This window comes from Mycolicibacterium tokaiense, assembly GCF_010725885.1.
Lineage (GTDB): Bacteria > Actinomycetota > Actinomycetes > Mycobacteriales > Mycobacteriaceae > Mycobacterium > Mycobacterium tokaiense.
This window is the reverse complement of record NZ_AP022600.1, coordinates 148,392-171,463: the sequence shown is the minus strand read 5'-3', so window position 1 is coordinate 171,463 and position 23,072 is coordinate 148,392. Positions and strand designations below refer to the sequence as shown.

Genomic DNA, 23,072 nt, shown 5'->3' with positions numbered 1-23,072 from the left:
CCTGCCATGATGCTCGCTCCCCGGGGGGCGGCAGCGCCGAAACGGGGGAGCACTCCTGCGGCCGTCACTGCGGGATCGCCTCGATGTCGAGGGACAGGCCCCGCAGGTGACGGGTGAAGAACCGCCGGGACCGCGGCTGGGCGCTGCCGAGCACGGCGGCCGGGGTGCCGTGCTCGATGACGGCCCCGGCTTCCAGCATCATCATCGAGGCGCCCACCTTCGCGGCGAACGGAATGTCGTGGGTGACCACGATCAACGTGGTGCCGGACCTGCCGAGATCGAGGATGACGTTCTCCACCTCGTCGACCAGTTCGGGGTCCAGCGCGCTGGTGACCTCGTCGAGGAGCAGCACATCCGGTTCCAGGGCGGCGGCCCGCGCGATCGCGACCCGCTGCTGCTGACCGCCGGAGAGTTGGTGTGGACGCCGGCGCCGGAACCCCGCGAGCCCGACCCGCTCCAACCAGCGGTCGGCGAGTTCGTCGGCCTCGGGCTTGGCCAGGCCGCGCACCCGGCGCAGCGGCAGGGTCACGTTGGCCAGCACGTCCAGATGCCCGAACAGGGCGAACTTCTGAGAGACCAGGCCGATGCGGCTGCGCAGCTGATTCGGCGTCACCGACCGGGTGGGGGCGCCGGCCAGCAGCACCTCTCCGGTCCAGCTGCCCTCCAGCTGGTTCAGGCAGCGCAGCAGGGTGCTCTTGCCGGAGCCGGACGGCCCGACCACGCTGAGTGAGTCGCCGCGGTCGAGCTGAAAGCTGATGTCCGACAGCAGGGTGGCGCCGTCGATGGTCATGGTCAGTCCCCGCACGTCGAGGACCGGTGTCGTGTCAGGCACCGGCGCCCACCTCCTGTCGTGTGGCGCCCTGCAGGGCGCTGCCGCGCCCGGTGCGGGCCAGCCTCTTCTCCAGCCGCCGCGCCAGGGCGGTCAGGGCGACGTTGACCACCAGGTACATCGCGCCGGCGGTCAGGTACAGCGGCAGGGACGCGAAGGTGGAGCTGATCGCCTGCTGCGTACGCAGCGTCAACTCGGTGACGGTGATGAAGCCCAGCAGGGAGGTGTTCTTGATCAAGGCCACCATCTCGTTGGTCAGCGCCGGGATCATGCCGGTGAATGCCTGCGGCCAGACGATCCGGGTGGTGACGTCCCATCGGGTCAGGCCCGCCGACAGGCCGGCCTCCTCCTGCTCGCGCCCGACGCCCGTCATGGCGCCGCGGACGATCTCGGTGACGTAGCTGGCGCCGTAGAGACCCAGGCCCGCCAGCCCGGCCACCAGCGGAGAGAGCTCGATGCCCAGGTAGGGCAGCCCGAAGTACCAGATGTAGAGCTGGACCAGGAACGGCGTGTTGCGGAAGAGCCCGACAAACGCGCGGATGGCCCACCGCACCACCGCTGTGTGTGTGGAGTAGTCCAGGGTGCCCAGCACCGCGCCCAGTGCCAGGGCCAGGACCAGCGCCCCGGCCGCACAACCGAGGGTGACAACGAACCCCTGCGCCAGGTAGGGCAGGTTGTCGAGCACGGCGTCCATCTACGAGCCGCTCTGCGGGGTCGACTCGCCGAACCACTTCTCCCGCAACGTCGCCAGGGTGCCGTCGGCGTCCAGCTCGTCGAGGGCGGTGTTGACCTGCTCCACCATCGGGCTGCCCAGCGGCAGCACCGCGGCGATGGGCTGGGCGGTGTTCAACGGGGTGGGCAGCAGGCGCAGGCCACCGACCTTGTCGACGTAGTAGCCGGCCACCGGGGCGTCGGTCACCACGGCATCGGCCCGGCCCTGGGCCACCAGCTGGAACGCCGAGGGGGTGTCCTGCACGGTGACGAACTCGGCGGTGGGCACCTTCTCGCGGACGAACTCCTCCGGCACGGTGCCGACCTGTACGGCGATCTTCGCTCCGGCCAGATCCTCCAGATCGGTGATGGACTGGTTGTCCTGGTTCACCGTCAACACGAAGGAATCGTTGACGTAGGCCTGGGAGAAGGCCACTTCCTTGCGCCGCTCGGGGGTGTCGAGAATGCCCGAGATGGCGATGTCGGCGCGCCCGGACGACACCGAGGCCAGCAGGCTGGTGAAGGGCATCTGATCGAACACCGCGGTCTTGCCCAGCTTGGCGGCCAGCGCGTTGGCCAGGTCGACATCGAAGCCCACCAGCTCGCCGTTCTCGATCTGCTCGAACGGCACGAATCCGGGGTTGATCGCCACCCTCAGCTCATCGGCAGCAGGCTGACCTGCATCGGAGGCGCCACCGCACGCGGCCACCACCATCGCGAAACAGGCCACCACGGCCAGGCGTAGGACTCTCCACAGCACTTGCGAACTCCCTTGCAGCATCGGCTCCACCGGACGGGCGCCGATTCGACGTGTCACTCGGTGGGCAACCCTGGCAGAGCGTTTCAATGAGCTGCAAGGAACTTCGGCACCGCCGAAGTTAAGTTCGCGTTTCCTGCGTGTAACCGGTGATTTTATCTCTGAAAGACACTGCTGGGCACTGGGTTTCACTCACGGCACCGGCTGTGTGGTGGCTTCGGGTGAGCTGGGGCACAGCCGCGCAGGGCCGCTCACAGATCTGACGCACCACCGTCGACCAGGAGTTCGGTACCTGTGGTGTAGGTAGCGTCGAAGCCGAGATACAGGATGGCCCGCGCCACCTCGACAGGCTCGCCGAATCTGCGCATCGGGTTGTCGTCCCTGATCTGTTCGAGGAAGTCGCGCGCGGCCTGTGCCGGCATGGTGCGTTCGAGGATCCCGGTGTCGATGGGACCGGGGGAGACCGCGTTGACGCGGACGCCTCGCTCGAGGAGTTCACGGGCGAAGGTCCGCGTCATCGATCGCAGCGCGGCCTTGGTCGCCGCATAGACGCCGGTCGTGGCGATCCCCTTGGTGTTGCTGACCGACGTCGTCAGCACCACGGCGCTGCCCACGCCCAGCATCGGCAGGAATTTCTGCAGCGTGAAGAACGGCGCCTTGGTGTTGAGGTCGAACAGACCGTCATACAGCGCCTCATCGGTCTCGGCAACCGATGCCGTGCCGGTGCCGCCGGCGTTGAGCACCAGCAGATCGACGGCACCGAACTCCGATCGCACCCGCTCGACCAGCTCGTCGATGCCGGACACCGCGTCGCTCTCGACGACGATGGCCCCGGGACCCAGTGCCGCGCGGGCCGATTCCAGCGAGGCCGGAGTCCGACCTGTGACCAGCACCCGGGCACCACCGTCGACCAGGAGTCCTGCGGTGGCCAGCCCGATCCCACTGGTGCCGCCGGTGATCACCACGCGCTTGCCTCCGTATGCACCCGACACGTGGTTCACAGCTGCGACTCGCCGCCGTCGACCACGAGCTCGATGCCGGCCACAAACGTCGCATCGAACGCGAGAAACGCCACCGCAGGGGCGAATTCGTCAGGATGGCCCCACCGATGCATCGGGCTGCTGGCCTCGAATTCGGCCTTGAGTGCAGCGGCCTTCTCCGGTGCTTCCTTTTCCAGCTTCCCCGTGTCGATCGACCCTGGGCTGATGGCGTTGACCCGGATACCCCTGGGCAGCAGCTCCCGGCTGAGGGTGCGCGCCATCGACCGTAAGGCAGCCTTGCTGGCCGAATAGACGCTCAGGGCATCCCAGCCGGTCTGGTTCGCGATCGAGGTCGTCAACACCACACCGCTGCCGCGGTTCAGCAGCGGGGCCAGCTTCTGCACCGTGAAGAACGGGCCTTTGGTGTTGATGGCGAAGACCTCATCGAAGGTCTCCTCGGTCACGTCGACAAACGCGTCGAAGCTCCCGATCCCCGCGTTGACGATCAACGCATCGATGGTGCCGAAGTCGGCGCGGACCCGGTCGGCGAGTGCGTCGATCGCGGTCAGCGAACCCGCGTCGCTGACCACCGCGATCCCGCGATCACCCAGGAACCGGGCGGCATCATCCAAGGTGTCCTGATTGCGTCCCGTGACCATGACCCGGGCCCCGTGCTCGACCAGGTAGTGGGCGGCCGCCAACCCCAAACCGCTACTCCCACCGGTGATCACCACGTTCTTGCCGTCATATCTACCCATGTCATCGAGTCTTCGACGGCGCAGCCGACATGTCCAAGACCTGCTCGGCACTGCGCCATGCCGAATCGGAATACGCCCACCGTGCGCGTCGTTTGACCATCAGTGCACGAACTCGGAACCGACCTGGAACTCAGACTCGTCCGCTACTTCACCGTGGTCGCCGAGCACCACAACTTCAGCCGTGCCGCGGCAGACCTGCACGTGGCGCAGCCCTCGCTGAGCAAGCAGATCCAGCGACTGGAACGCCGCCTCGGTGTCCGACTGTTCGACCGCACCCCGCAGGGGGTTGCGCTCACCGACGCCGGCGAAGCCTTTCTGCCCGAGGCGCGGACCCTGCTGCGCACCGCCCGCCGGGCCATGGCCACCGCCCGCGCGCACGCGGCGGACAGGATCGTCATCGGCTACGTCGAGGACCTGCTCATCACCTCCGCAGTCAGTGAACTGCGTCGCCGGCACCCGGAGGCGGACATCGTCACCCGCCATCTCGCGTGTCATGAGCAAGGGGCCTTCACCGACAGGGTGGTTGATGTCCTGGTCGCCAGGGCGCCGCTGCCGATCCCGACCGACCACGTTCGCCTGACGCCGCTCTACGACGAGCCCCGCAAGCTGGTGGTGCGCGCCGATGACGTGCTGGCCACACGCAGCTCGGTGTCGATGGATGACGTCGCGCCCGGTCAGTCGATCATCTGTTCCCACGGCGGGACCCGCCAGATCTTCCACCCCACGGACCCGGCGTCGGCCGAGGCGCTCATCGAGAGTTTCGAAGACCGCATGGAGTTGGTGGCTGCCGGACGGGCCGTTGCCGTGCTCCCGGTCGGCGACCGGCGCAGCTCGCTGCGCCCTGACTTGGTGACCGTGCCGCTGGAGGGTTTTTCCGCCAGCAGCGTGGTGGTGGCCACGCGGGCCGCAGAGACCAACCGGCTGGTGACCGATTTCATCTCGGCGGCGCAGACGCTGCTGGTCGGCTGACGACCGAGGGGGAGATGATCGGGAAAGTGCCCCCGGCAGGATTCGAACCTGCGGCCTTCTGCTCCGGAGGCAGACGCTCTATCCCCTGAGCTACGGGGGCGCGGTACCACGCGCCAATGGGCCTGCACAGACTAACGCATCCCGGCGGCTGCGCCGACCACCGGTAATCGATTCGGGCCGCGACCACCCCAGACCATAGGATGGACCCCCGTGACACCCGCCGATCTGGCCGATCTGCTCAGGAGTACCGCCACTGCGGTGCTGGCCGCCCATGACCTGGACACCGACGCTCTTCCCGCCACGGTGACCGTCGAGCGTCCGCGCAACCCCGAGCACGGCGATTACGCCACCAACCTGGCGTTGCAGGTGGGCAAGAAGGTCGGCGCCAATCCGCGCGAGCTGGCCGGCTGGCTGGCCGAGGCCCTGACGGCCGCCGACGGGGTCGCCGCGGCCGACGTGGCCGGACCCGGGTTCGTCAACCTGCGCATCGACGCCGCAGCCCAGGGCCGCATCGTCGCCGACGTGATCGCCGCCGGCGCCGCCTACGGCAACTCCTCCGAGCTGGGCATCAACGTCAACCTGGAGTTCGTCTCGGCCAACCCCACCGGCCCGATCCACATCGGCGGTACCCGCTGGGCCGCCGTCGGCGACGCGCTGGGCCGGCTGCTGAGCACCCAGGGTGCCGCCGTCACCCGCGAGTACTACTTCAACGACCACGGCGCCCAGATCGACCGGTTCGCCCGTTCGCTGGTGGCCGCGGCCACCGGGGCGCCCACCCCCGAGGACGGCTACGCCGGCACCTACATCGCCGACATCGCGGCCCAGGTGCTGGAGCAGGCCCCGGACGTGCTGAGCCTGCCCTCCGACCAGCAGCAGGAGACGTTCCGATCCATCGGGGTGGACCTGATGTTCACCCACATCAAGGAATCCCTGCACCAGTTCGGCACCGACTTCGACGTCTTCACCCACGAGGATTCGATGCACACCTCGGGCCGGGTGGCCGAAGCCATCGCCACGCTGCGCGCCAACGGCAACATCTACGAAAAGGACGGCGCAACTTGGTTGCGCACCACCGAGTTCGGTGACGACAAGGACCGGGTGGTCATCAAGAGCGACGGCAACCCGGCCTACGTCGCGGGCGACCTGGCCTACTACCTGGACAAGCGCCAACGCGGGTTCGACCTGTGCATCTACATGCTGGGCGCCGACCACCACGGCTACATCGCCCGGCTCAAGGCCGCCGCAGCGGCACTCGGGGACGACCCCGACACCGTCGAGGTGCTGATCGGCCAGATGGTCAACCTGGTGCGCGACGGTCAGCCGGTGCGGATGAGCAAGCGCGCCGGCACCGTGATCACCCTCGACGACCTGGTGGACGCCCTCGGTGTGGACGCCGCCCGGTACGCGCTGACCCGCTCGTCGGTGGACACCCCGATCGACATCGACCTGGAGCTGTGGTCCTCGGCGTCGAGTGAGAATCCGGTCTACTACGTGCAGTACGCGCACGCCCGGCTCTCCGCGCTGGCCCGCAACGCCGCCGAGCTCGGGCTGGCCCCCAGTACCGAGCATCTGGAACTGCTGAGCCACGACAAGGAGGGCACGCTGATCCGCAGCATCGGCGAGTTCCCCCGGGTGCTCAAGACCGCGGCCGATCTGCGTGAGCCACACCGGGTCTGCCGGTACCTGGAGGACCTGGCCGGTGACTACCACCGGTTCTACGACTCCTGCCGCGTGCTGCCGCAGGGTGATGAGGATCCCTCGGACCTGCACGCCGCGCGGCTGGCGCTGTGCCAGGCCACCCGCCAGGTGATCGCCAACGGCCTGGCGATCCTGGGTGTCAGCGCACCGGAGCGCATGTGAGCGCACATCCGGAAACCGGCGCTCCGCCGGCGCCCGACTCCGCTGACGAGATGATGGCGTTGGCGCCGAATGTGTGGCCGCGCAACGCTTCTCGGGGCTCGGACGGCATGGTGTCGGTGGCCGGTGTCAGCGTCGCCGATCTGGCTGCGGAGTTCGGCACGCCGCTGTTCGTGATCGACGAGGACGACTTCCGCGGTCGCTGCCGCGAGATCGCCTCGGCGTTCGGCGGCGGGGACCATGTGCACTACGCCTCGAAGGCGTTCCTGTGCAGCGAGATCGCTCGCTGGGTGCATCAGGAGGGTCTGTCGCTGGACGTCGCGACCGGCGGTGAACTCGCCGTCGCACTGCACGCCGACTTCCCGCCCGCGCGAATCACCGTGCACGGCAACAACAAATCGGTGGATGAGCTCACCGCAGCGGTCAAGGCGGGCGTCGGGCACATCGTGATCGACTCCGAGATCGAGATCGAGCGTCTGGAGGCCGTCGCCGGCGCCGCCGGTGTGGTGCAGGATGTCCTGCTGCGCGTCACCCCCGGGGTGTCGGCGCACACCCACGAGTTCATCTCCACCGCCCACGAGGACCAGAAGTTCGGCCTGTCGCTGGTCAGCGGCGCGGCCATGGAGGCGGTGCGGCGGGTGTTCGCGACCGCCAACCTGCGCCTGGTCGGCCTGCACTGCCACGTGGGATCGCAGATCTTCGACGTCGACGGCTTCGAGGTCGCCGCCCGACGGGTCATCGGCCTGCTGCGTGATGTGGTGGCCGAGTTCGGCGCCCACAAGACCGCGCAGATGTCGATCATCGACCTCGGCGGCGGTCTGGGCATCGCCTACCTCCCTCACGACAACCCGCCGCCGATGCACGAGCTGGCCGAGAAGCTCACCGCCATCGTCGAGAACGAGGCCGCCGCCGTCGGGCTGCCCACACCCACGCTGGTGGTCGAGCCGGGCCGTGCCATCGCCGGGCCGGGCACCATCACCGTCTATCAGGTGGGCACCGTCAAAGACGTTGCGGTGTCGGCAGATCAGCACCGCCGGTACGTCAGCGTGGACGGCGGGATGAGCGACAACATCCGGCCCGCGCTCTACGGCGCCGAGTACGACGTCCGGTTGGTCTCACGCACCAGTGCGGCCGCCCCGGTGCTGGCCCGCGTGGTCGGCAAGCACTGCGAGAGCGGCGACATCATCGTCCGCGACACCTGGGTGTCCGACGACCTGGTGCCGGGTGATCTGGTGGCCGTCGCGGCCACCGGGGCCTACTGCTATTCCATGTCGAGCCGGTACAACCTGCTGGGTCGCCCTGCCGTGGTGGCCGTGCGCGACGGCCGGGCCAGGCTGATCCTGCGACGGGAAACAGTCGACGATCTGTTGAGTTTGGAAGTGAGGTGACCCATGGCGGGTGAAGAGAAGCCGGTCGGCATCGCGGTGCTGGGGCTGGGCAACGTCGGTAGTGAAGTGGTTCGCATCATCGAGGAGAGCGCCGAGGATCTGGCCGCCCGCATCGGTGCGCCGCTGGTGCTGCGCGGTGTGGGCGTGCGCCGGGTCGCCGACGATCGCGGTGTGCCGGTGGAGCTGCTGACCGAGGACATCGAGGGCCTGGTGGCCCGCGAGGACGTTGACATCGTGGTCGAGGTGATGGGGCCGGTGGAACCCGCACGCAAGGCCATCCTGACCGCCCTGGAGCGCGGCAAGTCGGTGATCACCGCGAACAAGGCGCTGATGGCGCAGTCCACCGGCGAACTGGCCCAGGCCGCCGAGAAGGCCCGGGTGGACCTGTACTTCGAAGCCGCTGTCGCCGGGGCCATTCCGGTGATCCGACCGCTCACCCAGTCGCTGGCCGGCGACACCGTGGTGCGGGTGGCGGGCATCGTCAACGGCACCACCAACTACATCCTGTCGGCCATGAACGAGACCGGTGCCAGCTACGACAGCGCCTTGGCCGACGCCAGCGCGCTCGGCTACGCCGAAGCCGACCCGACGGCCGACGTGGAGGGCTACGACGCCGCGGCCAAGGCGGCGATCCTGGCCTCCATCGCGTTCCACACCCGCGTCACCGCCGACGATGTGTACCGCGAGGGCATCACCAAGGTGACCGCCGAGGATTTCGAATCGGCGAAAGCGTTGGGCTGCACCATCAAACTGCTGGCCATCTGCGAACGGCTGACCACGGGCAAGGGCAAGCAGAAGGTTTCGGCCCGGGTGTACCCGGCGCTGGTGCCGCTGGATCATCCGCTGGCCTCGGTCAGCGGTGCGTTCAACGCCGTCGTGGTCGAGGCTGAGGCCGCCGGACGGCTGATGTTCTATGGCCAGGGCGCCGGCGGCGCCCCCACCGCGTCGGCCGTGATGGGTGATCTGGTGATGGCCGCGCGCAACCGCGTCCAGGGTGGGCGCGGACCGCGCGAGTCCAAGTACGCCAAGCTGCCGATCGCCTCCATCGGCGTGATTCCCACGCGCTACTACGTGAGCCTGTACGTCAAGGACCGCCCCGGTGTGTTGTCCTCGGTGGCAGCCGAATTCGCCAAGCGCGAGGTCTCGATCGCCGAGGTGCGCCAGGAGGGCATCGCCGACGACGGCGGTCAGCGCGTCGGTGCGCGCATCGCGGTGCTGACCCATCAGGCCACCGATGAGGCGCTCTCGGAAACCATTTCGGCGCTCGAGGAGCTCGACGCGGTGTCCCAGGTGGCCAGCGTCCTACGCATGGAAGGGGCCGGCGAATGACACCGGTGCACACGCCGTGGCCCGGCCTGATCGAGGCCTACCGCGAGCGGTTGCCGATCGGCGCGGACTGGACCGCGGTGACGCTGCTCGAGGGCGGTACGCCGTTGATCCATGCCAAGCGGTTGAGCGAACACACCGGCTGCACCGTGCATTTGAAAGTCGAGGGGCTCAATCCCACCGGGTCGTTCAAGGACCGCGGCATGACCATGGCCGTCACCGACGCCGTGGCGCGTGGCCAGCAGGCGGTGCTGTGCGCCTCCACGGGCAACACGTCGGCATCGGCCGCCGCCTACGCGGCGAAGGCCGGCATCACCTGCGCGGTGCTGATCCCGCAGGGCAAGATCGCCATGGGCAAGCTTGCCCAGGCGGTGATGCACGGCGCCAAGATCATCCAGATCGACGGCAATTTCGACGACTGTCTGGAGTTGGCCCGCAAGCTCACCGCCGACTTCCCGACCATCGCTCTGGTCAACAGCGTCAACCCGGTGCGTATCGAGGGTCAGAAGACCGCTGCCTTCGAGATCGTCGATGCCCTCGGCCAGGCGCCCGATGTGCATTCGCTGCCGGTGGGCAACGCCGGCAACATCACCGCATACTGGAAGGGCTACCGCGAATACCACCGCGACGGGCTGGCCGACACGCTGCCGCGCATGCTGGGCACCCAGGCCGCCGGGGCCGCGCCGCTGGTGACGGGGGAGCCCGTGAAGAACCCCGAGACCATCGCCACCGCCATCCGCATCGGCGCCCCGGCATCGTGGGACGGTGCGGTGGCCGCGCAGCAGGAGTCGAGCGGTCGCTTTTTGGCCGCCACCGACGAGGAGATCTTGGCCGCCTACCGGCTGGTGGCCAGCAGTGAGGGCGTGTTCGTCGAGCCTGCCTCGGCGGCCAGCATCGCCGGGCTGTTGAAGGCCGTGGAGGACGGCTGGGTGACGCCGGGTTCGACCGTGGTGTGCACTGTCACCGGCAACGGCCTCAAAGATCCCGACACCGCGCTCAAGGGCATGCCCACCGTCACTGCGGTCCCGGTCGATCCGGTGGCCGTCGTCGCGCAACTGGGTCTGGGCTGACCCGATGCCGCACACCCTGCCTTCCGGACTCACCGCCACCGCCGTTGTGGCGGCATCGAGCGCCAACCTCGGGCCCGGCTTCGACAGCCTCGGTCTGGCGGTTGGCCTCTACGACGAAATCGTAGTCGAGACAACGGATTCCGGGCTCATCATCGAGGTGGAGGGCGAGGGGAGCGGCCAGGTGCCGCTGAGCCCGGAGCATCTGGTGGTGCGGGCGATCGAGCGGGGACTGGCTGCCACCGGTCTGCGTGCGGAGGGTTTGATTGTCCGCTGCCGCAACGTCATTCCGCACTCGCGCGGGTTGGGATCGTCGGCAGCTGCAGTGGTGGGCGGCCTGGCGGTGGTCAACGGCCTTGCCGCGCAAGTCAATACGCCGGCCATGGATGCCAGGCGTCTGGTGCAGCTGTCCTCGGAGTTCGAGGGGCATCCCGACAATGCCGCGGCGGCAGTGCTCGGCGGCGCGGTGGTGTCCTGGACCGAACCGGGCCCGGACGGAGTGCCCAGCTACCAGGCCGCGTCCATCCGGGTGCATCCGGACATCCATCTGTTCGCCGCGGTGCCCCAGGTGCGTTCGTCCACCGCGGAGACCAGGGCGGTGCTCCCCGAACAGGTCAGTCACACCGCCGCGCGGTTCAACCTGAGTCGGGCGGCACTGCTGGTGGTGGCCCTGACCGAGCGCCCCGAGTTGCTGATGCCGGCCACCGAGGACGTTCTGCACCAACCCCAGCGGGCCGCGGCCATGCCGGCGTCGGCGGAATATCTGGCGATGCTGCGCCGTTGTGGATGTGCAGCGGTGCTCTCCGGAGCCGGACCAGCGGTGATGGCGTTCTCCACCACACCCGAGTTGCCACCGGAGGTTCTCGACTTCGGCGCCGCACATGGATTCACCGTCGAGAAAATGAAGATCGGCGACGGAGTTCGCTGGACTTCCGGGGTGGCGGCCCGGGTCTGACACCCTCGGGCACAGGCCACACGCCGAGGTGGCATTCTTGCTTCCGCCCGTGAAGCGCGTTATCCTCGGTCGCGTCCCGGCAATCGCAGCGTCTTCTGCGCCGACACTAGGACGACCACCAACTTTCTTGTGATCAACTTGTGGACTGACGGTTCGCCCTTTGCCGCGAATCCCGGCGATCACCGCCTGCGAAGCCGACGGTGAGACGTCGCGCTCAGTGTTTTGCTGAGTGCAGCTAACCCTCCACACGGCACGTTGTGGGGGAAGAAAGGAAATCCGTGACTGATACGGACCTCATCACGGCTGACAGCGCATCCCAGACCGAGCTGCCGGGCGTGACTGCCGACGTTTCGGCTCCCCGCGGCTCCGCGGCTGTCGGCTCCGACAAGTCCAGCAGCTCGCTCACCTCGATGGTGCTGCCTGAGCTGCGGGCTCTGGCTGCCCGGGTGGGCGTCAAGGGCACCTCGGGGATGCGTAAAGGCGACCTGATCGCCGCCATCCGCGAGCGTCAGGCCAGTGTGCCGGCCAACGGCGCCGATCGACCGAGCGAGGCTGCCGCGCCGGCTGCCTCCGCCCCAGCGGCTGACACCGCGCCCGCCGAGGCCGCGCCCGCTGAGGCTCCGCGGCGCCGCGAGCGCCGTAGCGCCTCCCGCCAGTCGGGCTCGCCCGCCGGTGACACGGCCGCCGAGCAGCCCAAGCAGGAATCCAAGCCCGCACGCGCCGACAAGACCGAGCGCGCCGACAAGACCGAGGCCAAGACCGCCGAGGTGAAGGCCCCCGAGGCGAAGACCGCCGAGGTCAAGACCGCCGAGCTCGAGGCCGAGAAGGCCCCCGTTCAGGACGCTCCCCGCCGACAGGACCGCGGTGACCAGCAGGGTGGCGAGCAGTCCAACCGCCGCGACCGCAACAATGCGGGCCAGAATTCGGGCCAGAACGAAGGCAACCGCAACAACGACCGCAACGAGTCGAACCGCAACAACCAGAACAACAACAACCAGAACAACGACGGTGACGACGACGGCGAGGGCCGCGGCGGCCGCCGCGGACGTCGCTTCCGGGACCGCAAGCGCCGCGGCGAACGCGGCGGCGGTGGCGAGGGTGGCAACGACACAGAACTGCGCGACGACGATGTCGTCCAGCCGGTCGCCGGCATTCTCGATGTGCTCGACAACTACGCCTTCGTGCGGACGTCGGGCTATCTCGCCGGGCCGAACGACGTCTACGTCTCCATGAACATGGTCCGCAAGAACGGCCTGCGCCGTGGTGATGCGGTCACCGGTGCGGTGCGCGTCCCCCGCGAGGGTGACAGCAACAACCAGAACCCGCGGCAGAAGTTCAACCCGCTGGTGCGACTGGACACGGTCAACGGCGGCCCGGTGGACGCGGCCAAGAACCGCCCCGAGTTCGGCAAGCTGACCCCGCTGTACCCCAACCAGCGGCTGCGCCTGGAGACCGGGCCGGACAAGCTGACCACCCGCGTCATCGACCTGATCATGCCCATCGGCAAGGGCCAGCGTGCCCTGATCGTGTCTCCGCCCAAGGCCGGTAAGACCACGATCATGCAGGACATTGCCAACGCCATCACCCGCAACAACCCCGAGTGCCACCTGATGGTGGTGCTCGTCGACGAGCGGCCTGAAGAGGTCACCGACATGCAGCGTTCGGTCAAGGGTGAGGTCATCGCCTCCACCTTCGACCGGCCGCCGTCAGACCACACCCAGGCTGCCGAGCTGGCGATCGAGCGGGCCAAGCGCCTGGTCGAGCAGGGCAAAGACGTTGTGGTGCTTCTCGACTCGATCACCCGACTGGGCCGTGCGTACAACAACGCATCGCCGGCGTCGGGCCGCATCCTGTCCGGTGGTGTGGATTCGACCGCGCTCTACCCGCCGAAGCGCTTCCTGGGCGCCGCCCGCAACATCGAGCACGGCGGATCGCTCACCATCATCGCCACCGCGATGGTCGAGACCGGTTCCACCGGTGACACGGTGATCTTCGAGGAGTTCAAGGGCACCGGCAACGCCGAGCTCAAGCTCGATCGCAAGATCGCCGAGCGCCGGGTGTTCCCGGCCGTCGACGTCAACCCGTCGGGCACCCGCAAGGACGAGCTGCTGCTCGGGCCGGACGAGTTCGCGATCGTGCACAAGTTGCGCCGCGTGCTCTCGGGGCTGGACAGCCATCAGGCCATCGATCTGCTGATGAGCCAGCTGCGGAAGACCAAGACGAACTACGAGTTCCTGGTTCAGGTGTCCAAGACCGCGCCCGGTTCCATGGACGACCGCGACTAGGCACTTGCAACGGATCAGCCCCTGCCCGCCGGGTCAGGGGCTTTTTCGTGTCACCGGTACGGATCGGTGATCTCGCGCAATGCCACCAGCGCCGCCCGCCACTGCCGGTACGCCGGCTCGCCTAGGTGCTCTCGCCACTGCTGCTCGATCCGGCCGACCTCCTCGGTGGCCGCGTGACACATTTGCCGACCGCGCTCGGTGAGCACGACGCGGCGCGCGCGGGCGTCATCGGGGTCGGCTTCGCGCAGCACGTAACCGTGGCGTTCCAACTCGTCGACCAGGGCGCCGGCGGTCTGCTTGGTCACCCCGGCCTGCTCGGCCAGATCGGTCAGGCGGATCCCCGACGGCGAAAGGCGTTGCGCCAGGCGGCACTGGGCCGGTGTCAGATCGTCGAAGCCGACCGTGTGCAGCCGCTCCAACACCTGCCCTTCGGCGGCGCGGTGTGCGATGAACATGAGCACGGCAGAGCTGGGTTCGGAGGAGGCCGGGGGCGCCATGGCCTTGACAGTAGTACGGCTTCCTGACTAAATTTCGTCAGGAAAGCTGACTAAAACTGGGAGGTGCCGCATGGACACAACCACCATCTGGTCCTGGGTCGACCGGGAACGTGCGGACCTCGCTGATCAGCTGGAGGCGTTGAGTGCCGATCAGTGGGCGGTGGACTCGCTGTGCGACGGGTGGAATGTCCGTGATGTCGCCGCCCACCTGACCCATTCGCAGCTGGCCGCGCCGCAGATGCTGGCGGCCATGCTGGGTTCGGGGTTCCGGTTCAACACCATGATGCGACGACTGGTCACCGCCGACGACCGTCGACCCGACCAACTCGTCGCCGCGCTGCGGTCCGCCGTCGGGTCGCGGCGCAGGCCGCCGGGCACCACGCCGGCTGACCCGCTGATGGATGTCCTGGTGCATGGGCAGGACATCGCGATACCGCTGGGCATCGATCGGCCGATGCCGGGGCCGGCCGCGCGTGTGGTGGCAGCGCACCTGTGGCGCATGCGTTTTCCGATGAACCCCCGCCGTCACCTCAAGGGGGTCAGGTTGGTGGCCACCGACGCTGACTTCGCGGTGGGCGACGGCCAACCCGTCACGGCCCCGATCCGTGACCTGGTGCTGGTGCTCAGCGGCCGACGCCGGCTCAGTGCTGGTGCAGCCCCGGCATGACGTAGCGGCGCACATAGCGCAGGACCGCGGCAGGGTCATCGGGGTCCAGGGTGTTGCCCGGCACCGTTGCCATCGTCAACAGGCTGCGCGCCACCCATTCGCCCGCCTCGTCGAGATCGTCGACGGTGATCTCGCCGCGGTCGGCCGCCGCGGCCAAGTACGGCGTCCAGAAGGCACCCAGATCCGGGACCAGTCCCTGTACACCCGCGCCGGCGCACGCCGCGAACTCCTCCGGTTCGTCCCGGCGCAGTTTCATCAGCAAGGCGCCGGGGGAGTCGTAGGCGCTGCGGCCCAGGCGCACCCCCGCCGCGATCTGCTCGGCCAATCCGTCGATGTCGGCCAGAACCGCGTGCGATTCGCCCCAGAAGGCGTCGTTGAGCCGGACTATCGCCGCCCCCAGCAGGGTCGCCTTGTCGGGGAAATGCCGATAGAGCCAGCCTCGGGACACTCCAGCGGCCTCGGCGATCTCGGACACCGTGGTGGCCCGGATGCCCTTCTCGTGCAGGCAGGTCTCGGCGGCGTCGATCAGTCGATCGCGGACGGTCCGGGCGCCTGCGCGCGGTTGGGTCTCTGGACTGGCGCTCACCGTGAACATCTTGGCAGAACCGGCCACCGGGCCGGTGGAGATGTGGCAGCGTGCCAGTAGACAGATCCTCTGTTCTGTTCACCGTTGACATGAGGTGGGTCGAGTGGCTGAAACCGTCCAGCAACTGCTCCGCGAACGCATCGACGACGGGGCGGTGGCCATCCGGTGCGGCGACCGGCAATGGTCCTGGCGCGAGCACCTGGCCGACGCCCGCACCCAGGCTGCCGCGATGATGGGCATCGCGGACCCGCAGCGCCCGCTGCACGTCGGCGCGCTGTTGGGCAACACCCCCGAGATGTTGACCGCCATGGCAGCGGCCGGCCTGGGTGGTTACGTCCTGTGCGGCATCAACACCACCCGCCGCGGCGCGGCGCTGGCCGGCGACATCCTGCGCTCCGACTGTCAGATCTTGCTCACCGATGCCGCCCACCGCGACCTGCTGGCCGGCCTCGACCTACCCGGGGTGCGCATCATTGACGTCTCGGCGCCCGACTGGGCCCAACTGCTCGGCGCCGCAGGCCCGTTCAGCGTGCACCGCAACGTCGGGCCCACCGACACCTTCATGATGATCTTCACCTCGGGCACCAGCGGCGACCCCAAAGCCGTTCAGGTGGCCCACCTGACGGTGCTGTTCGCCGGCACCGCGCTGGTGCAGCGTTTCGGCATCACCGCCGGCGACACCTGCTATCTGTCGATGCCGCTGTTCCACTCCAACGCGCTGCTGGCCGGCTGGGCGGTGGCGCTGGGGGCAGGGGCGGCCATGGCGCCGGCCACGTTCTCGGCGTCCGGGCTGCTGGGCGACCTGCGGCGCTATGGCGTCACCTACATGAACTACGTCGGCAAGCCCCTGGCCTACGTGCTGGCGACCCCGGAACAACCCGACGACGCGGACAACCCGCTACGGGTGGCTTTCGGCAACGAGGCCGGCGATCGGGACATCGCGGAATTCGGCAGGCGGTTCGGCTGCACGGTGTGGGACGGTTTCGGCTCCACCGAGGGCGCAGTGATCGTGACCAGGGAGGACAACTGCCCGCTCGGTTCGGTGGGCAAAGGCTTTCCCGGGGTGGCCATCCATGACCCCGACACGCTCGCCGAGTGCCCGGTGGCGGAATTCGACCCCACCGGCGCCCTGCTCAATGGCGACAAGGCCATCGGAGAGCTGGTGAACACCAGCGGCGCGGGCCTGTTCCAGGGCTACTACAACGACCAGGCCGCCACCGGCGAGCGGCTGCGCCACGGCATGTACTGGTCCGGCGACCTGGCCTACCGGGACGCCGACGGCTGGATCTACCTGGCCGGGCGCACCGCCGATTGGATGCGGGTGGACGGAGAGAACATGACCTCCGCACCCATCGAGCGCATCCTGATGCGGCTGCCGGTGCTGGCGCAGGCCGCGGTGTACGCCGTGCCCGACGAGCATGTGGGCGATCAGGTGATGGCTGCGGTCGTGCTGCGCGAAGGCATGACGCTGACGCCGGCGGAGTTCGGGGACTTCCTGGCCGAGCAGGCCGACCTCTCACCCAAGGCCTGGCCACGCCGGGTCTGGGTGGCCGACGAGTTGCCCGCCACCGCCACCAACAAGGTGCTCAAGCGTCAGTTGGTGGCCTGGGGGAGCACGCCGCCGGGCGGCACGCTGTGGGTTCGCGAGGCTCGCTCGCGCCGATACTGCCCCGGGAATTAGTGGCGCCTATCGTGCGTTTTGGGAGAGCGACGGCTGACCTGGCATAATCGACCGTCGACCACCTCAGGTTCCGGTTCACGCCCGCAAGCCAGGTTTTGGAGTTCAGGGCGACCCGGCGACCACCTATCGAAGAGGACACTATGAAGACCGGCATCCATCCTGCCTACAACGAGACCACCGTGGTCTGCGGCTGTGGCAACAGCTTCACCACCCGCAGCACGAAGGACAGCGGCCACATCGTGGTCGAGGTCTGCTCGCAGTGCCACCCGTTCTACACCGGAAAGCAGAAGATCCTCGACAGCGGCGGCCGCGTGGCGCGCTTCGAGGCGCGCTACGGCAAGCGCAAGACTGCTGCCGACAAGTAGTCACCTCACCGGCGCCCGCCCGTCGTGCTCGTGCACGCCGGCGGGCGTCGGTTTTGTGTTTCCAGCAGTTGATCCCGGAGGTGAGCGATGACCCAGGCAAACGCCGTTGACGCGTTGCTGGCTGAATACGCTGATCTCGAACGCCAACTGGCGGACCCCGAGCTGCACGCCGACGCGGTGAACGCGCGCCGGGTCAGCAAGCGGTTCGCCCAGCTGGCCCCGATCGTCGGCACCCACCGCAAGCTCGAGGCGGCCCGAGGCGACCTGGACGCCGCCCGTGAGCTGGCCGACGAGGACCCGTCCTTCGCGCAGGAGGTCGCCGACCTCGAGACCCGCGTGGCCGAACTCGACAATCAGCTCACCGACATGCTGGCCCCCCGCGATCCGCACGACCCCGACGACATCGTCCTCGAGGTGAAGTCCGGCGAAGGTGGTGAGGAGTCCGCGCTGTTCGCCGCCGATCTGGCGCGCATGTACATCCGCTACGCCGAGCGACACGGCTGGACCGTCACCATGCTGGGGGAGACCACCTCCGACCTCGGTGGCTACAAAGACGCCACGCTGTCGATCACCAGCAAGGGCGACTCGCTGGACGGCGTGTGGTCGCGGCTGAAGTTCGAAGGCGGTGTGCACCGCGTGCAGCGTGTCCCGGTCACCGAGTCGCAGGGACGCGTGCACACCTCGGCCGCCGGGGTGCTGGTGTATCCGGAACCCGAAGAGGTTGAGCAGGTCCAGATCGACGAATCCGACCTGCGCATCGACGTCTACCGCTCGTCGGGCAAGGGCGGTCAGGGTGTGAACACCACCGACTCCGCCGTCCGGATCACCCATCTGCCCACCGGCATCGTGGTCACCTGCCAGAACGAGCGCTCTCAGCTGCAGAACAAAGCGCGCGCCATGCAGGTGTTGGCCGCCCGGTTGCAGGCGCTGCAGGAAGAGCAGGCCCAGGCAGACGCGTCGGCGGACCGCGCCAGCCAGATCCGCACCGTGGACCGCAGTGAGCGCATCCGTACCTACAACTTCCCCGAGAACCGGATCGCCGATCACCGGATCAACTTCAAGGCGCACAACCTGGACCAGGTGCTCGACGGTGAGCTGGACCCGCTGTTCGATGCGTTGGCGGCCGCCGACAAGCAGGCCAGGCTGCAGCAGGCGTGATGCGCGCGGCCATCGACGCAGCCGAGCAGGCGCTGGCCGCGGCCGGCATCACCTCGGCCGCCGTCGAGGCCGAGCAACTGGCCGCCCACGTCCTGGGCATCGACCGCGGCCGACTGCGCTTCGCTGCTGAACCCGGTCCCGACTTCTACCCGCGGTACCAGGAGCTGGTGGCCGCCCGCGCGCGACGCATCCCGCAGCAGCACCTGACCGGCACCGCACCGTTCGGCCCGTTGACGCTGCACGTCGGACCCGGCGTCTTCATTCCCCGTCCCGAAACCGAGGCCCTGTTCGAATGGGCAACCAAAGTGCTTGACCGCGAACGTTTCTCGCAGGTACCGGTGATCGTCGACCTCTGCACCGGGTCGGGTGCCCTGGCAGTGGCACTGGCGCGGCACCGCCCGGATGCCCGCGTGCTGGCCGTCGACGATTCCCCGGAGGCGCTGCGGTACGCGCAGCGCAACGCCGAGGGCACCGCGGTGCGGCTGCTGGAGGCCGACGTCACCACACCCGGGCTGCTGCCTGACCTCGACGCCACTGTCGACCTCTTGGTCTGTAACCCGCCCTACATCCCCGACGGTGCCGACCTGGAACCTGAAGTCGCCGACCATGATCCCCACCACGCGCTGTTCGGCGGCCCCGATGGGATGGCGGTGATCCACGCCGTTGCCGAACTGGCGGTCCGATGGCTGCGCCCCGGCGCGCGGATGGCCGTCGAACACGACGACTCCACCTCGGGCGCTACCGTGGACGCACTGGCGCGCACCGGCAAGCTCCGCGACGTCCAACCCCACCGCGACCTGGCCGGCAGGCCGCGGTTCGTGACCGCTGTCCGCTCCGACGAGAGGCACCGATGAGCTCCACCTTCGATTGCTCCGACCCGGTTGCGCGCGAAGCCGGGATCGCCTCGGCGGTGAGCGCCGCCAAAGGCGGCCGGCTGGTGGTCCTGCCCACCGACACCGTGTACGGCATCGGAGCCGACGCCTTCGACGCCTCGGCGGTGGCCGCGCTGCTGGCCGCCAAGGGCCGCGGCCGGGATATGCCGGTGCCGGTGCTGGTGGGGTCGTGGAACACCATCGACGGCCTGGTCTACACCGTGCCGCGCACCGCACGGGAGCTGATCCGCGCCTTCTGGCCCGGCGCTCTGAGCCTGGTGGTGCGGCAGGCGCCCTCCCTGCACTGGGACCTCGGTGATGCCAACGGCACGGTCATGCTGCGGATGCCGATGCACCCGGTGGCCATCGACGTGCTGCGCGAAGTCGGTCCGATGGCCGTCTCCAGCGCCAACATCTCCGGACAACCCCCGGCCGTCACCGTCGACGAGGCCCGCAACCAGCTCGCCGATCTCGTGGAGGTCTACCTCGACGGGGGACCGGCCGAGCAGGGATCGGCGTCCACCATCGTCGACCTCACCGGAGCCGCGCCGAAGATCCTGCGCCAGGGCCCGCTGTCCGCGGATGCCATCGGCGAGGTCCTCGGCATCAACCCCACCATCCTGATCGACTGAGACGGTGCAGAACGTCGCTGCCGACCTGCTGGCCCTGTCCGACCGGGGTGCGGGAGTGCCGCTGCGCGAGCTCGCCCTCGTCGGGCTGACCGCCGCCATCATCACCTACTTCGCCACCGGCGCGGTGCGTAAGTTCGCCACCCGGGTGGGCGCCGTCGCCTACCCGCGTGAACGCGACGTCCATCTGCAGCCGACGCCCCGGATGGGCGGCCTGGCGATGTACCTCGGGGTGGCCGGCGCAGTGTTCCTGGCCTCACAGCTGCCTGCGCTCACCCGCGGGTTCATCTACTCGACGGGCATGCCGGCGGTGATCGTCGCCGGCGGGCTGATCATGGGCATCGGACTGATCGACGACCGCTGGGGCCTGGATGCCCTGACCAAGTTCGCCGGGCAGATCACCGCGGCCAGCGTGCTGGTGACCATGGGGGTGGCCTGGAGCGTGCTCTACATCCCGATCGGCGGGGTGGGCACCATCGTGCTGGACCAGACCGCGTCGATCCTCCTGACGCTGGCGCTGACCGTCTCGATCGTCAACGCGATGAACTTCGTCGACGGTCTCGACGGTCTGGCAGCCGGGCTGGGACTGATCACGGCACTGGCCATCTGCGCCTTCTCGGTGGGCTTGCTCCGTGATCACGGCGGCGACGTGCTGTTCTACCCGCCCGCGGTGATCTCGGTGGTGCTCGCGGGTGCGTGCCTGGGGTTTCTGCCGCACAACTTCCACCGCGCCAAGATCTTCATGGGCGACTCCGGTTCCATGCTGATCGGTCTGATGCTCGCCGCGGCCGCCACCACCGCCGCCGGACCCATCTCGCAGAACGCCTACGGTGCCCGGGACGTGTTCGCGCTGTTGTCGCCGTTCCTGTTGGTGGTCGCCGTGGTGTTCGTCCCCGCGCTGGACATGCTGTTGGCGATCGTGCGCCGCACCCGGGCCGGCCGCAGCCCGTTCAGTCCCGACAAGATGCATCTGCACCACCGATTGCTGCAGATCGGGCACTCGCACCGCCGCGTCGTGTTGTTGATCTACCTCTGGGTGGGCATCGCGGCGTTCGGCGCGGCAAGCACCATCTTCTTCGACCCGCGAGATACCGGCGCCGTGATGCTCGGCGCCATCGTCGTCGCCGGCGTCATCACCCTGATTCCGTTGCTCAGGAGGGGTGAAAGTCGCTCCGGCGCACCGTACGACGGTTCGTAGTAGGGGCCCGTTTTCTGCTCCCTACCATGTGGTACGGTTCTCAGCAGAACCCGAAAGACCTCGCGGGTTGCCGGCCCGGCCCGGTGGCGAGAAAGTCGCCTGGAGCCGAAATACGACCGACAAAAGGGAGCTACCCCTTGGGTGATTCCAGCGCGCCCACCGCCCTCCGATACGCTCAGGCGGGCGTGGCACCTGACCAATGGGGTACCGCTCCCGTGACCGTGGGGATAGAGGTGACAAAGTGACGACACCAGCGCACGAAGCGCCGTTGGTGTTTCCGTCCGTGGCGTTCCGCCCTGTCCGCCTGCTCGTTGTCTGCGTGTTGCTGACCGCGCTCGCGACGGCGGCTTCGGCCTTCGTGGCCACCGTGTGGTTCGGCATCTTCTTCGGCGTGGGACTGGGCCTCGGTCTGGTCAACGCCCTGCTGGTGCGCCGGGCAGTCGAGTCCATCACGGCGCAGGACCACCCACTGAAGAAGAAGATGGCCGTGAACTCGGCCATGCGCCTGATGATCATCTCGGTGGTCGCGCTGGCCATCGCCATCTTCTTCAAGGAGAACGGCGGAATCGCCGTGCTGTTCGGACTGGCCATCTTCCAGGCGCTGCTGGTGATGAGCACCAGCATCCCGGTGCTGAAGAAGATCCGTGCCAACGGACTCGATGTCGAAGACGTATCCGCAACGGAACCGAAGGGTTGAGCTGAGCTCCATGACAGAGACTGTGCTCGCTGCCGAAGAGGGCGGCGCTGCCATCCACGTCGGACACCACACCATGGTGTTCGAGCTGTTCGGGATGACGTTCAATGGCGACACCATCATGGCCACCGCCATCACCGCGCTCATCATCATCGGCCTGGCCTTCTACCTGAAGTCCAAGGTCACCTCCACCGGTGTGCCCGGCAAGGTGCAGCTGTTCTGGGAGGCCCTGACCATCCAGATGCGCGGGCAGATCGAGAGCTCTGTCGGCATGAAGGTGGCGCCGTTCGTGCTGCCGCTGGCCGTCGCGCTGTTCGCGTTCATTCTGATCTCGAACTGGTTGGCCGTGTTCCCGTGGCAGTACGGCGGCTCCGACGGCGCTGCCGGTGAGCTCTACAAGCCGCCTGCCTCGGACATCAACTTCGTGCTGGCGCTGGCGCTGTTCGTGTTCTTCTTCTACCACGCAGCAGGTGTCAAGCGCCGCGGCATCATCGGCCACCCGATCAAGGTGGTGAAGGGTCACGTCGCCTTCCTCGCCCCGATCAACATCGTCGAGGAACTCGCCAAGCCGATCTCGCTGGCACTGCGACTCTTCGGCAACATCTTCGCCGGCGGCATCCTGGTGGCGCTGATCGCCATGTTCCCCTGGTACATCCAGTGGGCCCCCAACGCCATCTGGAAGACCTTCGACCTGTTCGTCGGCCTCATCCAGGCGTTCATCTTCTCGCTGTTGACGATCCTGTACTTCAGCCAGGCGATGGAACTCGACCACGACGACCACTGAACCACCCGTAATCCGACTGCACGACCATGAACTCTGGCGGTAATGCCGCCAGTTACCAA

General features: G+C 68.3%; 23 protein-coding genes and 1 tRNA gene. 16 read left to right on the top strand and 8 right to left on the bottom strand.

The genetic code is table 11. The annotated features are described in order from the left end of the window. Positions 1-64: 64 nt before the first annotated feature. The 5 genes from G6N58_RS00785 to G6N58_RS00765 all read right to left on the bottom strand — a co-directional run bounded on the left by G6N58_RS00785 (position 65) and on the right by G6N58_RS00765 (position 4,035). Positions 65-832: an amino acid ABC transporter ATP-binding protein gene (locus G6N58_RS00785; protein WP_147289404.1), complete on the bottom strand. Its 768-nt coding sequence runs from the start codon at positions 830-832 to the stop codon at positions 65-67. Then, positions 825-1,523 (bottom strand): amino acid ABC transporter permease, encoded by a 699-nt coding sequence (locus tag G6N58_RS00780; RefSeq protein ID WP_115280136.1) that lies wholly within the window; start codon positions 1,521-1,523, stop codon positions 825-827. The genes G6N58_RS00785 and G6N58_RS00780 overlap by 8 nt, the downstream gene beginning before the upstream one ends. Next, entirely contained in the window at positions 1,524-2,300 is a 777-nt protein-coding gene (locus G6N58_RS00775; RefSeq protein WP_163907806.1) for a substrate-binding periplasmic protein, read from the bottom strand. It abuts the gene before it with no gap. A 248-nt stretch (positions 2,301-2,548) separates the two neighbouring features. Continuing rightward, a complete protein-coding gene (locus tag G6N58_RS00770; protein ID WP_232067678.1) occupies positions 2,549-3,262 on the bottom strand; it encodes an SDR family oxidoreductase in 714 nt (237 codons plus the stop codon). 32 nt (positions 3,263-3,294) lie between these two features. Further along, positions 3,295-4,035, bottom strand: coding sequence for an SDR family oxidoreductase (locus tag G6N58_RS00765; RefSeq protein WP_115280138.1), 741 nt, complete (start codon positions 4,033-4,035; stop codon positions 3,295-3,297). A 102-nt stretch (positions 4,036-4,137) separates the two neighbouring features. Between G6N58_RS00765 and G6N58_RS00760 the strand changes: the two genes are divergently transcribed. Further along, positions 4,138-5,004 carry a LysR family transcriptional regulator gene (locus G6N58_RS00760; RefSeq protein WP_115280139.1) on the top strand — a complete coding sequence of 289 codons (867 nt, stop codon included), beginning with the start codon at positions 4,138-4,140 and terminating at the stop codon, positions 5,002-5,004. Positions 5,005-5,031: 27 nt separating this feature from the next. Here G6N58_RS00760 and G6N58_RS00755 read toward each other — a convergent pair. Continuing rightward, positions 5,032-5,104: transfer RNA gene (locus G6N58_RS00755), tRNA-Arg, on the bottom strand. Positions 5,105-5,214: 110 nt separating this feature from the next. On the opposite strand from G6N58_RS00755, the gene argS reads away from it, so the two are divergent. The 6 genes from argS (at position 5,215) to rho (ending at position 13,882) form a co-directional block, all read left to right on the top strand. Next, the gene (gene argS, locus G6N58_RS00750) at positions 5,215-6,864 is read left to right on the top strand and encodes an arginine--tRNA ligase (protein WP_115280140.1); all 1,650 of its coding nucleotides are present in this window, start codon (positions 5,215-5,217) and stop codon (positions 6,862-6,864) included. A 50-nt stretch (positions 6,865-6,914) separates the two neighbouring features. Then, complete coding sequence (lysA, locus tag G6N58_RS00745) at positions 6,915-8,249, top strand: diaminopimelate decarboxylase (RefSeq protein WP_115281915.1); 1,335 nt, start codon at positions 6,915-6,917, stop codon at positions 8,247-8,249. Positions 8,250-8,252: 3 nt separating this feature from the next. Then, positions 8,253-9,578: a homoserine dehydrogenase gene (locus G6N58_RS00740; RefSeq protein ID WP_115280141.1), complete on the top strand. Its 1,326-nt coding sequence runs from the start codon at positions 8,253-8,255 to the stop codon at positions 9,576-9,578. Continuing rightward, complete coding sequence (gene thrC / locus G6N58_RS00735; protein ID WP_115280142.1) at positions 9,575-10,645, top strand: threonine synthase; 1,071 nt, start codon at positions 9,575-9,577, stop codon at positions 10,643-10,645. The genes G6N58_RS00740 and thrC overlap by 4 nt, the downstream gene beginning before the upstream one ends. Positions 10,646-10,649: 4 nt before the next feature. After that, positions 10,650-11,597 carry a homoserine kinase gene (thrB, locus tag G6N58_RS00730; protein ID WP_115280143.1) on the top strand — a complete coding sequence of 316 codons (948 nt, stop codon included), beginning with the start codon at positions 10,650-10,652 and terminating at the stop codon, positions 11,595-11,597. A gap of 278 nt (positions 11,598-11,875) precedes the next feature. Further along, positions 11,876-13,882, top strand: a complete 2,007-nt coding sequence (gene rho / locus G6N58_RS00725) for a transcription termination factor Rho (protein WP_115280144.1) — start codon at positions 11,876-11,878, stop codon at positions 13,880-13,882. Between the two features lie 50 nt (positions 13,883-13,932). On the opposite strand, the gene G6N58_RS00720 is transcribed toward rho, so the two are convergent. Beyond that, entirely contained in the window at positions 13,933-14,379 is a 447-nt protein-coding gene (locus G6N58_RS00720) for a MarR family winged helix-turn-helix transcriptional regulator (protein ID WP_115280145.1), read from the bottom strand. Positions 14,380-14,449: 70 nt separating this feature from the next. On the opposite strand from G6N58_RS00720, the gene G6N58_RS00715 reads away from it, so the two are divergent. Then, positions 14,450-15,046 (top strand): maleylpyruvate isomerase family mycothiol-dependent enzyme, encoded by a 597-nt coding sequence (locus G6N58_RS00715; RefSeq protein WP_115280146.1) that lies wholly within the window; start codon positions 14,450-14,452, stop codon positions 15,044-15,046. Here the strand turns inward: G6N58_RS00715 and G6N58_RS00710 are convergent. Beyond that, the gene (locus G6N58_RS00710; RefSeq protein ID WP_115281916.1) at positions 15,021-15,641 is read right to left on the bottom strand and encodes a TetR/AcrR family transcriptional regulator; all 621 of its coding nucleotides are present in this window, start codon (positions 15,639-15,641) and stop codon (positions 15,021-15,023) included. The two genes, G6N58_RS00715 and G6N58_RS00710, sit on opposite strands and share 26 nt — an antisense overlap. A gap of 94 nt (positions 15,642-15,735) precedes the next feature. Between G6N58_RS00710 and fadD1 the strand changes: the two genes are divergently transcribed. From fadD1 to atpB, 8 genes are all read left to right on the top strand, one after another. Then, positions 15,736-17,313, top strand: coding sequence for a fatty-acid--CoA ligase FadD1 (fadD1, locus tag G6N58_RS00705; protein WP_115280147.1), 1,578 nt, complete (start codon positions 15,736-15,738; stop codon positions 17,311-17,313). 140 nt (positions 17,314-17,453) lie between these two features. Then, positions 17,454-17,678 (top strand): 50S ribosomal protein L31, encoded by a 225-nt coding sequence (gene rpmE, locus G6N58_RS00700; protein ID WP_068918167.1) that lies wholly within the window; start codon positions 17,454-17,456, stop codon positions 17,676-17,678. Positions 17,679-17,765: 87 nt separating this feature from the next. Continuing rightward, positions 17,766-18,836, top strand: a complete 1,071-nt coding sequence (prfA, locus tag G6N58_RS00695; protein ID WP_115280148.1) for a peptide chain release factor 1 — start codon at positions 17,766-17,768, stop codon at positions 18,834-18,836. Beyond that, complete coding sequence (gene prmC / locus G6N58_RS00690) at positions 18,836-19,690, top strand: peptide chain release factor N(5)-glutamine methyltransferase (RefSeq protein WP_115280149.1); 855 nt, start codon at positions 18,836-18,838, stop codon at positions 19,688-19,690. The genes prfA and prmC overlap by 1 nt, the downstream gene beginning before the upstream one ends. Further along, positions 19,687-20,340, top strand: a complete 654-nt coding sequence (locus tag G6N58_RS00685; RefSeq protein ID WP_115280150.1) for an L-threonylcarbamoyladenylate synthase — start codon at positions 19,687-19,689, stop codon at positions 20,338-20,340. Before prmC ends, G6N58_RS00685 begins: the two co-directional genes overlap by 4 nt. A 4-nt stretch (positions 20,341-20,344) precedes the next feature. Further along, the gene (locus G6N58_RS00680) at positions 20,345-21,535 is read left to right on the top strand and encodes a glycosyltransferase family 4 protein (protein WP_115280151.1); all 1,191 of its coding nucleotides are present in this window, start codon (positions 20,345-20,347) and stop codon (positions 21,533-21,535) included. A gap of 241 nt (positions 21,536-21,776) precedes the next feature. Further along, on the top strand, positions 21,777-22,232 hold the full coding sequence (locus G6N58_RS00675; protein WP_068918162.1) for an ATP synthase subunit I: 456 nt from the start codon (positions 21,777-21,779) through the stop codon (positions 22,230-22,232). 10 nt (positions 22,233-22,242) lie between these two features. After that, positions 22,243-23,013, top strand: coding sequence for a F0F1 ATP synthase subunit A (atpB, locus tag G6N58_RS00670; RefSeq protein ID WP_163907802.1), 771 nt, complete (start codon positions 22,243-22,245; stop codon positions 23,011-23,013). Positions 23,014-23,072: the final 59 nt, after the last annotated feature.

What these genes read in the sequence shown, in the direction of transcription:
- G6N58_RS00780 (WP_115280136.1), bottom strand. Translation starts at nt 1,523, where the DNA reads ATGGACGCCGTGCTCGACAACCTGCCCTACCTGGCGCAGGGGTTCGTT.
- G6N58_RS00765 (WP_115280138.1), bottom strand. Translation starts at nt 4,035, where the DNA reads ATGGGTAGATATGACGGCAAGAACGTGGTGATCACCGGTGGGAGTAGC.
- lysA (WP_115281915.1), top strand. Translation starts at nt 6,915, where the DNA reads ATGATGGCGTTGGCGCCGAATGTGTGGCCGCGCAACGCTTCTCGGGGC.
- G6N58_RS00740 (WP_115280141.1), top strand. Translation starts at nt 8,253, where the DNA reads ATGGCGGGTGAAGAGAAGCCGGTCGGCATCGCGGTGCTGGGGCTGGGC.
- thrC (WP_115280142.1), top strand. Translation starts at nt 9,575, where the DNA reads ATGACACCGGTGCACACGCCGTGGCCCGGCCTGATCGAGGCCTACCGC.
- thrB (WP_115280143.1), top strand. Translation starts at nt 10,650, where the DNA reads ATGCCGCACACCCTGCCTTCCGGACTCACCGCCACCGCCGTTGTGGCG.
- G6N58_RS00720 (WP_115280145.1), bottom strand. Translation starts at nt 14,379, where the DNA reads ATGGCGCCCCCGGCCTCCTCCGAACCCAGCTCTGCCGTGCTCATGTTC.
- G6N58_RS00715 (WP_115280146.1), top strand. Translation starts at nt 14,450, where the DNA reads ATGGACACAACCACCATCTGGTCCTGGGTCGACCGGGAACGTGCGGAC.
- G6N58_RS00710 (WP_115281916.1), bottom strand. Translation starts at nt 15,641, where the DNA reads ATGTTCACGGTGAGCGCCAGTCCAGAGACCCAACCGCGCGCAGGCGCC.
- rpmE (WP_068918167.1), top strand. Translation starts at nt 17,454, where the DNA reads ATGAAGACCGGCATCCATCCTGCCTACAACGAGACCACCGTGGTCTGC.
- prfA (WP_115280148.1), top strand. Translation starts at nt 17,766, where the DNA reads ATGACCCAGGCAAACGCCGTTGACGCGTTGCTGGCTGAATACGCTGAT.
- prmC (WP_115280149.1), top strand. Translation starts at nt 18,836, where the DNA reads ATGCGCGCGGCCATCGACGCAGCCGAGCAGGCGCTGGCCGCGGCCGGC.
- G6N58_RS00685 (WP_115280150.1), top strand. Translation starts at nt 19,687, where the DNA reads ATGAGCTCCACCTTCGATTGCTCCGACCCGGTTGCGCGCGAAGCCGGG.
- atpB (WP_163907802.1), top strand. Translation starts at nt 22,243, where the DNA reads ATGACAGAGACTGTGCTCGCTGCCGAAGAGGGCGGCGCTGCCATCCAC.